This is a genomic window from Kitasatospora sp. NPDC056731 (genome assembly GCF_040687675.1).
GTDB lineage: Bacteria > Actinomycetota > Actinomycetes > Streptomycetales > Streptomycetaceae > Kitasatospora.
This window is the reverse complement of record NZ_JBFBNR010000004.1, coordinates 219,377-231,548: the sequence shown is the minus strand read 5'-3', so window position 1 is coordinate 231,548 and position 12,172 is coordinate 219,377. Positions and strand designations below refer to the sequence as shown.

The following is a 12,172-nucleotide window of genomic DNA, read 5'->3' as shown; positions in this document are numbered from 1 at the left end:
GCGTCCGCGACAAGCCCCTGGAGTTCCCGATGCCCCCCGCCGCACCCTGGCTGATCGCCGGACTGGGCAACCCCGGCCCGTGGTTCCGGCTGACCCGGCACAACGCCGGCTTCCTGACCGTGGAACGGCTCGCCGAACGATACGGCGCGCGGTTCCGGCGGCGCGGGATCAGCGCCCTGGTGGCGGAGATCGAGGTCGACGGCCACCGGGTGGTGCTGGCCAAGCCGCAGTGGTTCATCAACCTGTCCGGCCGACCGGTGTCCGGCCTGCTGCGGCGTTACGGCGTCCCGGTCGAGCACCTGGTGGTCGTGCAGGACGACCTGGACTTCGCGTTCGGCACCGGACGGCTCAAGCGCGGCGGCGGCCCCGGCGGCCACAACGGCGTGCGCTCGGTGGGCGAGGTGCTCGGCACCCCCGACTTCGTGCGGCTGCGCTTCGGCATCGGGCGCCCGCCGAAGGGGCAGAGCGCCGGCGACTTCGTGCTGAAGAAGTTCTCGGACCACGAACAGGCCGCCCTGCCAGGGGTGTTGGACCGGTGCGCGGACGCGCTGGACACGCTGGTGCGGCGCGGCCTCAACCGGGCCCAGGACGCACTGAACGTCCGCTCGGAGGCTTAGCCAGGGGCGGAGGTCCGGGCTCGGACCCGGAGGCAGAGGTCCCGGCTCAGGCCTGGCGGACCGGCCGGGTCAGGGCCACGGCCGCCACCGCGACCGCCGCGAGAGCGAGCAGCACCGTCCGGCCGCCGGACGCCGGGCCCGCCAGATGGACCCCGAGGACGGGCAGCGCGGTGCCGAGCGCCGTCCCGAGACTGCGGGCCATGTTCACCATGCCGCCGCCGACCGCCGAGCACTGCGCCGGGATCGCCCGCATCACCAGCGCGTTGTTGGCGGGCAGCAGCAGTCCCAGCCCGTAGCCGGCGAGCAGCAGCGGCACCGCCACGGCCGCCCCGGAGACCGGCAGCAGCGCGAACAGCAGCAGCCCCGCGCCCGCGAGCACCGCGCCCGCGCGGCAGCGGGCGACGTCCGACCAGCCGCGCGGCAGCAGCGCGCCGCCGACGGTCGCGGCGAGCGCGAACGCGGCGGGCAGCAGGGTGATCACCAGGCCGGCCCGGGCCACCGGCACGCCCGCGCCGGTCAGCAGCACCGGGCCGAGCACGAGCGGGCAGAACAGCAGCAGGTAGCCGATCAGCGAAACCACCAGCCCGGACCGCACCCCGGGGGTGTTGACCAGGCCGGGCGCCAGGATCGGCCGGGCGGCCCGCCGTTCCTGACGGACCAGCGCGAGCGCGAGGACGGCGGCGGCGAGCAGCAGTGCGGCGGCGGCCCAGCCGGGCAGCGGCAGTCCGGAGGCGGTGGACAGGGCGAGCAGCAGCGCGGTGGTGGAGCCGGTGAGCAGCAGCAGGCCGGCCAGGTCGAAGCGGCCGCCGGACGCGGTGGCGGGCGGGCTCGCCACGCCCGGCGCGAGCGGGCCGTCCTCGGTGCGGGGAGCGGGCAGGCGCGCGGTGGCTCCTGCGGGCGGGCCCCCGGTGCTGGCGGCGAGCTGCTTCCCGGTGCCGACGGCGAGTTGCTTCCCGGCGCCGACGGCGGGCGGGGGCCCGGTGCGGGTGCGGGGCAGCAGGAACCAGCCGGCCAGGATGCCCAGCACCCCGATCGGCACGTTGATCCAGAACACCCACCGCCAGGAGGCGTGCTCCACCAGCAGCCCGCCGAGGCTGGGGCCCAGCGCCAGACCGAGCCCCTGGGCCGCCGCCTGGATGCCGAGCGCGCGCCGCATCGCGTACTCCGGGACGCCGCGCGCCACCAGGGCGACGCTGTTGGCCTGCATCATCGCGCCGCCGACGGCCTGGACGGCCCGGCAGGCGACCAGCACGCCGAGGCTGCCGGCGTATCCGGCGCCGAGCGAGGCCAGGGCGAAGACGGCGAAGCCGCCGAGGTACATGGTCTTGCGGCCGATGAGGTCGGAGAGCCAGCCGACCGGGGCGAGCAGGGCGACCAGTACCAGGAGGTAGGCGAGGGCGACCCATTCGACGGCCGCGAAGCCGGCGTCGAAGTGCCGGCCGAGGGCCGGGAAGACGAGGGCGGTGACGCTGGCGGTGAGCTGGCCGAGGAAGGCCCCGAGGCAGACGGTGCCGACGGCCAGCCAGTGGGCGTGACGCCAGCCGGCTATGCCGCGGGGCCGGGGCCGCTCGGTGAGCAGCCGCGCGGCAAGGGCGGTGGCGTTCATGCCACAAATATATCGGACGCAGATATGTTCTTTCTACGAGTTGCTCGCCTTCCGATGGGAGCCCGGGGAGTTCCACCGAGCTCCAAGGGGATCCGCAGAGTTCCACCGAGCTCCGCAGAGTTCCGGGAGGCCCCGCTCGACGGTGGACAACCCGCCGGACCGGCCCGTACCAGGCGATACGCTGTCCGCCATGCCGTCGTCACCACACGTCCCCGACCCCGCCACCGAAACCCCCGAAACGGCGGTCGACCACGCCCGGCGGCTCACCGACACCGTCACCCGCCTGCGCCGCGCCCTGCGCAGCAGCATCCGCACCGACTACCCGTGGGAGTCCCTGCCCATGGCGCAGGTCGAACTCCTCCAGACCCTCGCCGCCGCGCCCCTGCGGGTCGGCGAACTCGCCGCCCGGCAGCGGCTCGCCCCCAACACCGTCAGCGGACTGATCGGCAAGCTCCTCGACGCCGGATTCGTCGACCGCCAGGCCGACCCCGGCGACCGTCGCACCGCCCGCATCGCCCTCACCCCGGCCGGCCGGCGCCAGCTCGACGACTGGCAGCGCGCCCACGAGCGCCGCATCGCCACCGCCCTCGACACCCTCGACCCCACCGACCGCGACGCCGTCGTCCACGCCCTGCCCGCCCTCGAACAGCTCGCCCGCGCCCTCGCCGAGGCCGGCCAGGGCCCCGACCAGGCCTGAACCCCGGCCGGGCCCCGGCCGAACCCTGGCCAGCACCCCCGGACGCCTGCAAAACCGCTGGTCACCGACCCGTACGGACCGCTACCGTCCCCGGCATGAGCACAGCACAGGTACTGATCGAGCCCTGGACGGACGCCGACCTCGCACTGCTGCGCCGGGTCAACACCCCGGAGATGAAGAAGCACGTCGGCGGCCCGGAGACCGAGGAGCAACTCCTCGTCCGGCACCGGCGCTACCTGGACTTCGTCCCGTCCGGCCTGGGCTGCATGTACCGGATCGTGCTGCTCCCCGAGGGCGAGGCCGTCGGAACCGTCGGCTACGGCACCCGCACCTGGGAGGGCGAGACCGTCCACGAGATGGGGTGGAACGTCCTGCCCGGCCACCAGGGGCGGGGCGTCGCCGTCGCCGCCACCCGCGCCGCCGTCGCGGCCGCCCGCCGCGAGGCCGCCCACCGCCACCTGCACGCCTTCCCCTCGGTGGACAACCCGGCCTCCAACGCGGTCTGCGCGAAGGCCGGGTTCAACCTCGTCGGCGAGACGGACTTCGAGTTCCCGCCCGGGCGGTTCATGCGCAGCCACAACTGGCGGGTGGACCTGCGGGCGGCGGCGGGCTGAGCCGCGCCGCCGCCCGGGCGGACGCGTCAGAACAGCGTGCCGCTCTCCAGCTCCAGCAGCCGACGCTTGCAGTCCACGCCCGCCGCGAAGCCGGTCAGCGAACCGTTGGCGCCCATGACGCGGTGGCAGGGGCGGACGATGAGCAGCGGATTGGCGCCCACCGCGCCGCCGACCGCCCGCACCGCGCGCGGCGACTCCCCCGCCAGATCGGCGAGTTGGCCGTAGGTGACGGTCTCGCCGTACGGGATCTCGTCCAAGGCGGCCCAGATCCGCCGGCGGAACTCGGTGCCCACCGGGGCGAGCGGGAGGTCGAAGGAGGTGCGCTCGCCCGCGAAGTAGGCGGTCAGCTGGGCGACCGGCTCGGCGAGCGCCTCCGGGTCGAGGACCCAGTCGTCGGCGGGCTCGGGCAGCGCGTACTTCTGCCCGGGCGCGGTGACGGTGGCCAGCGCCGCCGCGCCGCCGCCCTCGGGCAGGACGCCGGACAGCAGCAGCCGGCCGAACGGGCTCTCCATGGTGGTGTAGACGGTGGTACTCATGCCTCTGCCTTCTCCGTTCCAGTGCTGGCGCTCGCGGGCCCGGCCCACAGCCGGTGCACGGCGTAGGAGCGCCACGGGGCCCACGCCTCGGCCGCGCGGGCGGCGTTCTTCGGGTCGCCGGGGGCGCCGAGCCGGACGAGGCCGTGCTTGACGCCCACATCGCCCGGGAGGAAGACGTCGGGGTCGGCGAGGGCCCGCATCCTCAGGTAGCCGACGGTCCAGGGGCCGATGCCGGGCAGGGCCAGCAGCTTGGCCGCGGACTCCTCCCGGTCCACCCCGCCGTCGAGTCGCACCGCCCCCTCGGCCAGGGCCGCGCACAGGCCGGTGAGCGCGCGGCGGCGGGCGGCGGGCATCGCGAAGTCCTCCGGGTCGGCGGTGGCCAGCACCGCCGCCGTCGGGAACAGCAACCGCAGGCCGCCGCTCGGCTCGGGCAGCGCGGCGCCGTACTTCTCGGTCAGCCGGCCGGCCAGCGTACGGGCGGCGCCGACCGTGATCTGCTGGCCGAGCACCGCGCGGACGGCCAGCTCGTGCGGGTCCACGTGGCCGGGCGAGCGCAGGCCGGGGCGTTCCCGGACCAGGGGGCCGAGCACGGGGTCGGCGCCGAGCTGCTCGTCGACCGCGTCCGGGTCGGCGTCCAGGTCGAACAGGCCGCGCAGGCGCTGGACGGCGGTCGGGAGGTCGCGCAGGTCCGCGAGCAGCAGGCGGCAGTCGAGCCAGCCGCGGGTGCGCGGTTCGCCCGGCGCCAGCCCGTCGACCTCGGCGATGCCGTGCCCGTACGGGAGCGCCAGGGTGCGCCGGTAGGTGCGGACGCCGGAGCGCGGACCGGGGACGACCTCCTCCACGCCGGGGACGGCACGCAGGGCGAGGAAGTCGATCAGGTGGTCGCTGTCGAGCGCGCCGCGGTAGGCCAGGCGCAGGGTGAGGCCGCCGGCCGGCGTCGCGACGCGGCGGCCGGCCACGACCTCGGCGCGCAGACCGCTGGGGGTGCGGTCGTAGACCTCGCGGACGGTGTCGTTGAACTGCCGCACCGAGGCGAAGCCGGCGGCGAACGCGATGTCGGTGACCGGGAGTTCGGTCGTCTGCAGCAGCAGGCGGGCGGTCTGGGCGCGGCGGGCGCGGGCCAGCGCGATCGGGCCGGCGCCCAGCTCGGCGATGAGCTGGCGCTGGAGCTGGCGGGAGCTGTAGCCGAGGCGGCTGGCCAGGCCCGCGACGCCCTCGCGGTCCACCACGCCGTCGCCGATCAGGCGCATCGCGCGACCGACCAGGTCGGCGCGGTGGTTCCACTCCGGGGAGCCCGGTACGGAGTCGGGGCGGCAGCGGCGGCAGGCGCGGAAGCCGGCCCCCTGGGCGGCCGCGGCGCTGGGGTAGAAGACGCAGTTGACGCGCTTGGGGGTCACGGCGGGGCAGCTCGGTCGGCAGTAGATGCCGGTGGAGGTGACGGCCGTGAAGAAGACGCCGTCGAAGCGGGCGTCTCGGCTGTCCACGGCTCGGTACCGGATGTCGTCGTCGATCACGCTGTCCAGTCTGCGGCACTGGGGTGGGGGTGACTGGCGGGAATCGGACATGGCCGTTGGGGGCCCTCCCCCCTCCCCCCTCCCCCCTCCCCCACCCCACCCTCCGCCCACCTCCACCCACCCATCCCGAGCACCGGCCCGGAGGGCCCACGCCGGGGCCCACGCTGGGGGCCACGCCGGGGCCCACGCCGGGGGCCCACGCACTTCCGGCTGCCGGCCCGCCCGGCCTCCGCTGAGCCGGGTGGCCCGGGCGGAGGCTGGCCACGGCCCCCTGATTTCCTGGTCGGCTTTCCTTGTCGGATTTCCTGGTCAGCGCTTCACGGAGCCTCCCGCGGCGCGCATCGACTTGGAGAGCGACTTCCACTTCTTCGCCCGGGCCGAGGCCAGTCGGGCGTCCGAGCGGGAGGCGATCCACTCGTTCTCGCGCTGGAGCTTGAGGTAGCTGTCCATCCGGCGCTGTGGCAGGGTGCCGTCGGCGAGCGCCGCCTGCACCGCGCAGCCGGGCTCGGTGTGGTGGCCGCAGTCGTGGAAGCGGCAGTCCTCGGCCAGTCCGGCGATGTCGGCGAAGGCCAGGTCCACGCCCTCGCCACCGTAGAGGCCGACCTCGCGCAGCCCGGGGGTGTCGATGAGCACACCCCCGCCGGGCAACGGGATCAGCTCACGGGTGGTCGTGGTGTGGCGGCCCTTCTGGTCGACCGAGCGGGCCTCCTGGACGGCCATCGCCGTGACGCCGGCGAGCGCGTTGGTGAGCGTGGACTTGCCGACGCCGGACTGGCCGATCACGGCCGTGGTGCCGGGCGCGCAGGCGCGCAGCACGTCCATGCCCTCGCCCGTCCCGGCGCTGACCACGAGCACGGTGACACCGGGCGCGACCGCCTCGACGTCGGCGCGGATGAACTCGGCGTCGTCCACCAGGTCGGCCTTGGTGAGGACGACCAGGGGGTCGGCGCCGGACTCCCAGGCCAGGGCGAGGAAGCGCTCTATCCGGCCGAGGTCCGGATCGGCGGCGAGCGAGGCGGCGATCAGGACGGTGTCGACGTTGGCGGCGAGCACCTGGCCGTCGGAGCGCTTGCCGGCCACCTTGCGGATGATCGCGGTCGAGCGGGGCAGCAGTGCGGTGACGGCGGCCATCGGCTGGGCGTGGAGGTCCACGGCGGCCCAGTCGCCGGTGCACGGGCAGTTGATCATGTCGGCGTCGCCGACCGGGCGGGTGTCGAGCCGGACGGTGCGCGGCTCGCCCGTCTCCGGATCGGCGAGCACGGCGTCGCACTGGCCGCGGTCGACCCGGACGATCCGGGCCGGGATCAGCCCGGCCTCGGCGAGCGGGGTGAAGAGTTCGGCGAGCTCGGGCGTCCAGCCGTAGCCGGACAGCGGCAGCTCGTCAGAGGGGAAACCAGAGGGGGAGGTGGAGAGGAACGACGAAGTGGAGGCAGCGTTGAACAACGCGGTGGGCCCTTCGGGAGGAGATGATCCCGGCGGGCTGCGGCTGGCGCGGAAGAGGTCAGCCGGCGGCCGGGAAGAGGAGGTGAACGCGAGTACTGCCCAAGGCAGCTATCGGGGCGACAACGACCACGGGGTTCACCTCCTGCTCTCTACTCCTCGGGCGGCCGTGAAGGCCCCCGATCTGGACGGGACAAACGCTAGCTGGTGGGGGTGGCGGGGCCAACTGGTTTTTGACCTGCGGAAACGCGGTGAAGGGATCCACAAGGGACCAACATTGGACCTACAAAAGTGCGGGCCCGCGCCCAGGAACCCGCCGGAGCCGACTACCCGCCGTACCGGTGCTTGAGGTTCGGGTCGTCCAGCCACCAGGGCCGCATCCCGGCCTCCTCCTCGGCCGGCAGCCCCGCCGCCTGCGCCTGCGCCGCGGCCTCCTCGAAACGGGCGTCCAGTTCGGCGTCCACCGCCTTGATCTCCTCCCGCCCCTGCACCACCATCCGCCGCACCAGCGCGGCCAGGAATGGCAGCCCGACCAGGTCGCCCAGCACCCAGAGCATGTTGCCGCCCCAGGTCTGGTCCTGCGCCAGGCTCGGCCCCCACGGCCGCCCGAGCGCCACGTAGTAGTGCTCGGCGACCAGGTGGCCGCCGTAGATCAGCACCAGCCCGAGCCCCGCGTCGAAGATCACCTCGGCGAAGGTGATGAACAGCCCGACCAGGTGCGGGTACTCGCGCCCGACCGGGTCGATCTGCAGCCGCGGCCAGAAGTACGCCAGCCCGAGCAGCACCAGCGCCAAGTGCAGCAGCACGTTCCCGAACGCGCTGGACACCGACTCTTCGTACCAGGGCGTGAAGTAGAGCAGCCACGGCGGGGCCATCAGCAGAGCGGTGGAGACGGCCGGGAACATCAGCACCTTGGACGGCCGGCTGCGCAGCGCCCGCAGGATGCGCTCGCGCCGGGCCGGCGGCGCGGCCGCGACCAGCAGCGAGACCGGCGCGCCGAGGGCGAGCAGCAGCGGGACGAGCATCAGCAGCAGCACGACCTGGACGGCCCGGTCGGTGAACAGGATCCGCTCGTACACGCCGAGGCCGGAGCAGGTGCACCAGATCCACAGCAGCAGCCCGCTCAGGAAGGCGGCGGTGCGGGAGGGCTGCCAGCGCTCGCCGCCGGCCCGGTGGACGGTGCGCACCGCGGCCAGGTACCAGCCGCCGAGCAGCACGGAGAGGGTGAGCACCAGCGGTTCGGCCGTCCACGCGGTGGCCAGGTCGGACCACTGCCAGGGCGGTGGTCCGCTGTAGGCGAGCACTCGCACCGCGCCGTCCATCCGTCCGCCCACCTCGTTCGCGCCCTGCCGCCGCCGGCGCCGTCCGGCGGTCCGGCGGGCGCCGCGGACCGGACCGCGGCGCCCCGGCCATGATGGCCTCCCGGCCGGGGCCCGCCGCGCCCGGGGCCCGCCTCTATACCTGCGCCTGAACAAAGCTTTACCGAGCCCGGAAAAAGCTTTGCCCAGGCAAAGTTCCGGCCTCGACGGCCCCCGGACCGCAACCGGCGCAGGGCCGTGTTCGTCTGGCAGGATGCACCGTCGGCGATACCGGCCACGCGGGTGATGACAAGGGGACGACAAGGGTGCAAGGCACTGCACGCGGCGAGGGCCGCCGGCTGGCGGCGCGCCACCGCAACATCGAGCTGGGCCTGCTGGCGCTCGCGGTGGCCGTCTGTCTGGCGGGGCACATCGACGCCGATCTGGCACTGACCGGCAAGATGCCGCCCGGGCTGCTGGTCCACGGCCTGGCGCTGGGCGGACTGGCCGGGGCGGCGCACCTGGCGGTGCGGCGGTTCGCCCCGTACGCGGATCCGCTGATCCTGCCGCTGGGCGTCTTCCTGACCGGCTTCGGGCTGATGCTGCTGGACCGGCTGGACATCTCCTACGCGGCGGCGCACGCCAAGAAGGGCGACTACCAGAAGCTCCCGGCCGCGCCCTCGCAGCTGATGTGGGTGTTCGTCTCGGTCGCGGTGGCGATCGCGCTGATCGCGCTGATCAAGCACCACCGGTTCTTCCAGCGGTACGTGTACCTGCTGATGACGGGGGCGCTGATCCTGCTGGCGGCGCCCGCGTTCTTCCCGGGCCGGCCGGAGGACTTCGGCGCCAAGCGCTGGATCCGCCTGTTCGGGCTCTCCTTCGAGCCGGACGAGTTCGTGAAGGTCGCGATCACGATCTTCTTCGCCGGCTACCTGATGGCCTCCCGGGACGCGCTCGCGCTGGCCGGCCGGAAGATCTGGGGGATGACCCTGCCGCGCGGGCGGCACGTCGGCCCGGTGCTGGCGATCTGGGTGGTCAGCCTGCTGGTGCTGGTCTTCGAGCGCGACCTCGGCACCTCGCTGATCTTCTTCGGCGTCTTCGTCGTGATGCTGTACGCGGCGACCGAGCGCACCAGCTGGGTGGTGCTCGGCCTGCTGATGGCGGTCGGCGGCGCGGCCGTGGTCGGCACCGTGGAGCCGCACGTGCACGGGCGCGTCGAGGCCTGGCTGCACCCGCTCGACATCTACAAGGAGCACCACGACCCGGCGATCATCTCCGACCAGCCTGCCGAGGCGCTGTTCAGCCTGGGCACCGGGCACCTGACCGGGACGGGCCTGGGCTCGGGGCGGCCGTGGCTGATCGGCTTCGCCGGGCGCAGCGACTTCGTCTTCACCACGATCGGCGAGGAGCTGGGCCTGGCCGGGGTGACGGCGGTGCTGCTGGTGTACCTGCTGCTGGTCCAGCGCGGGCTGCGGACGGCGGTCGGGCTGACCGACCCGTTCGGCAAGCTGCTGGCGACGGGGCTGTCGACGGCGCTGGCGCTGCAGGTGTTCGTGGTGGTCGGCGGGGTGAGCGGGCTGGTGCCGCTGACCGGCAAGGCGCTGCCGTTCCTGGCGGCGGGCGGCTCGTCGCTGCTGGCGAACTGGCTGATCGTGGCGCTGCTGATCAAGCTGAGCGACTCGGCCGGGCGCACGGCGCTGGAGCCGGCGCCGCCGAGCCCCGATCCGCTCCCGGCGCAGACCGGGCCGGCGGGCCGGGCGGCGGCCCCGGGCGGTCCGGCCGCGGTGGATCCGGGCCCGAACCAGAGCCCGAACCCGGGCCCGAACCCGGCCGCGCCTAGCGGCCCGAACCCGACGGCCCCGGAGCTGACGCTCCCACGCCCGGCCGCCCCGGGCCCGGATCCGGACCGGACCGAGGTCAACCCGGCCGCCCCGCACCCCCCGGCCGGGCAGTCCCCGTACGGGTACCACCCGGCCCCGCAGTCCCCCTTCCCGCCGAACCCGTCCACCGCCTGACCGTCCGCCGGCCGCCCTCCGGGCAACGGCGAGCCGACGCCAGGAGACGACCGGCGCCAGGAGAAGAACGGACGTCAGGAGACGAACCGACGCACAGGGCCTCCCCAGCGGGATGCGGGGGAGGCCCTGTGCCGCTCGTCGTGGTGCCGGAGCCCTACCGCTACCGCTGCTCCCACGGCGGCCGGGGCGGGTAGTCGGGCGCCCGCCGCTCCGGCGGCGGCCCGGCCGGCCGGTCGCTGTCCGGCGGGGGCGGCCCGGGCCGGTGGTGGGGCCCGCCGCGGGCGGTGAGGCGGCCGCGGACGTTGTCGGCGGCCAGGACGTCGGCCCAGCGTTCCGGGTACTCGGAGGGGACGTCGACGTCGTCGCCGTCCTCCTCGACCCACTCCTCCTCGGCGCCTTCGGCGAGGCCGAGTTCGCGGGCGCGCCGGGCCCGTTCGGCGGCGCGCCGGGCGGCGACCTCGCGGACCACGGCGGCGGCGGCCTCCTCCTGGGCGCGCTCGTTCTCGGCGCGGGCGTCGGCGGTCTCCAGGGTGGGCCAGCGGCGGTCTATGGCGGCGTTCATGGCGGCGCCGATGAGGACGGCCAGGGCGACCACGAAGATCCACAGCAGTACGGCCACCGGCGCGGCCAGCGAGCCGTACACCGAGGGGACCTCGACCGAGCTGACCAGGTAGATCCGCAGGGCGACGCTGCAGACGACCAGCACCACCAGGGCGACCAGGGCGCCGGGGACGTCCTCACGCCAGGGGGTGGAGACGGGGACGGCCAGGTGGTAGAGGGTGGTGAGGGAGACGATCAGCAGCACGATGGCGACCGGCCAGTAGGCGGCGCCGACCAGTCCGGCGACGCCGGGCACGGCGTTCTCGATGAGTCCGGGGCCGGCCATCAGCAGCGGCAGCACCAGGGAGCTGATGACGAGGGCGCCGAAGTAGAGGCCGAGGGACATCAGCCGGGTCTTGACGATGCCTCGCTTGCCGTCGAGCCCGTACATGACGGTGATGGTGTCGATGAAGATGTAGAGCGCTCTGGAGCCGGACCACAGCGACAGCAGGAAGCCGATCGAGACGAGGTCGGGCCGGGAGTGGGCGAAGACCTGGTCCAGCAGCGGCACCACGACCTCTTTGACGGACGAGTCCGACAGGACCGTCCCGGAGGCCGAGACGATGTCGTGCTTGAGCCGGTCGATGGTGCCGGCGCCGAGGAACTCGTCGAGGTAGCCGAGGGTGCCGGCCAGGCCGAGCAGCAGCGGCGGGATCGACAGCAGAGTGAAGAAGGCCGCCTCCGCGGCGAGTCCGGTGACCCGGTACTCGACGCAGGTGTTGGTGGTGTCCTTGACCAGCTCCCACGCCGTACGGCGCCAGGCGGCCTGTTTGGCCGCGCGTCGGGAGCCCTTGCCCCGGCGCCGGGAGGGCCGTTCGGGGTTCGGTCTGCTCGTCTCGCCTGCTGCTTGCACGGGTCTAACGGTATCGGGCCGGGGCCGCGCGGTTGATCTCCCCCGGGGTACGGGCGCGTGGACGGGCGCCGGGGCGGGGAGCGGCGGGAATCCCCGACTGTCTCACATAACGAAACATCAGCGTCCACCATCCGGATGTTAGTGGACCGCAAGTCCCGCGCCGTGCCAATCTCTTGCCATGCCGAGCGCCGGAACCACCCTAGTTGGTCGACTCCACGTCGATCTCCTTCGCGTGTCCAGCGCCATCTGTCCGGCGATCTGAGCCCACCCCGCCGCACCACCGCACCCGGCGCCACCCACCTCGCAGTCCCCGCTGGAGCGGACGCGCAGGCGCCCGGCCGGCCACGGTCACTGCTCTCCCCGGCCCTGGGAATACCCGCAG

The 12,172-nt window shown here is 74.4% G+C and carries 11 protein-coding genes; 5 read left to right on the top strand and 6 right to left on the bottom strand.

Annotated elements, in window-relative coordinates:
- Positions 1-29 precede the first annotated feature (29 nt).
- Positions 30-617: an aminoacyl-tRNA hydrolase gene (gene pth / locus AB0R04_RS06515; protein WP_363368785.1), complete on the top strand. Its 588-nt coding sequence runs from the start codon at positions 30-32 to the stop codon at positions 615-617.
- 46 nt (positions 618-663) lie between these two features.
- On the opposite strand, the gene AB0R04_RS06510 is transcribed toward pth, so the two are convergent.
- A complete protein-coding gene (locus tag AB0R04_RS06510) occupies positions 664-2,223 on the bottom strand; it encodes an MFS transporter (RefSeq protein WP_363368704.1) in 1,560 nt (519 codons plus the stop codon).
- A gap of 190 nt (positions 2,224-2,413) precedes the next feature.
- On the opposite strand from AB0R04_RS06510, the gene AB0R04_RS06505 reads away from it, so the two are divergent.
- A complete protein-coding gene (locus tag AB0R04_RS06505; protein WP_063347089.1) occupies positions 2,414-2,920 on the top strand; it encodes a MarR family transcriptional regulator in 507 nt (168 codons plus the stop codon).
- Between the two features lie 95 nt (positions 2,921-3,015).
- Entirely contained in the window at positions 3,016-3,534 is a 519-nt protein-coding gene (locus tag AB0R04_RS06500; protein ID WP_363368702.1) for a GNAT family N-acetyltransferase, read from the top strand.
- Between the two features lie 26 nt (positions 3,535-3,560).
- On the opposite strand, the gene AB0R04_RS06495 is transcribed toward AB0R04_RS06500, so the two are convergent.
- The 4 genes from AB0R04_RS06495 to AB0R04_RS06480 form a co-directional block, all read right to left on the bottom strand.
- A complete protein-coding gene (locus AB0R04_RS06495; protein ID WP_363368700.1) occupies positions 3,561-4,070 on the bottom strand; it encodes a methylated-DNA--[protein]-cysteine S-methyltransferase in 510 nt (169 codons plus the stop codon).
- On the bottom strand, positions 4,067-5,635 hold the full coding sequence (locus AB0R04_RS06490) for an AlkA N-terminal domain-containing protein (RefSeq protein ID WP_363368698.1): 1,569 nt from the start codon (positions 5,633-5,635) through the stop codon (positions 4,067-4,069). The genes AB0R04_RS06495 and AB0R04_RS06490 overlap by 4 nt, the downstream gene beginning before the upstream one ends.
- 258 nt (positions 5,636-5,893) lie before the next feature.
- Positions 5,894-7,027 carry a ribosome small subunit-dependent GTPase A gene (rsgA, locus tag AB0R04_RS06485; RefSeq protein WP_363368696.1) on the bottom strand — a complete coding sequence of 378 codons (1,134 nt, stop codon included), beginning with the start codon at positions 7,025-7,027 and terminating at the stop codon, positions 5,894-5,896.
- 323 nt (positions 7,028-7,350) lie between these two features.
- Positions 7,351-8,346, bottom strand: coding sequence for a cytochrome c oxidase assembly protein (locus AB0R04_RS06480; RefSeq protein ID WP_363368694.1), 996 nt, complete (start codon positions 8,344-8,346; stop codon positions 7,351-7,353).
- 302 nt (positions 8,347-8,648) lie between these two features.
- On the opposite strand from AB0R04_RS06480, the gene AB0R04_RS06475 reads away from it, so the two are divergent.
- Complete coding sequence (locus tag AB0R04_RS06475; RefSeq protein WP_363368692.1) at positions 8,649-10,337, top strand: FtsW/RodA/SpoVE family cell cycle protein; 1,689 nt, start codon at positions 8,649-8,651, stop codon at positions 10,335-10,337.
- A 160-nt stretch (positions 10,338-10,497) separates the two neighbouring features.
- On the opposite strand, the gene AB0R04_RS06470 is transcribed toward AB0R04_RS06475, so the two are convergent.
- Positions 10,498-11,790 (bottom strand): YihY/virulence factor BrkB family protein, encoded by a 1,293-nt coding sequence (locus AB0R04_RS06470; RefSeq protein ID WP_363368690.1) that lies wholly within the window; start codon positions 11,788-11,790, stop codon positions 10,498-10,500.
- A gap of 178 nt (positions 11,791-11,968) precedes the next feature.
- Here AB0R04_RS06470 and AB0R04_RS06465 point away from each other — a divergent pair, with 178 nt between their 5' ends.
- A complete protein-coding gene (locus AB0R04_RS06465) occupies positions 11,969-12,052 on the top strand; it encodes a putative leader peptide (protein WP_347878562.1) in 84 nt (27 codons plus the stop codon).
- Positions 12,053-12,172 lie beyond the last annotated feature (120 nt).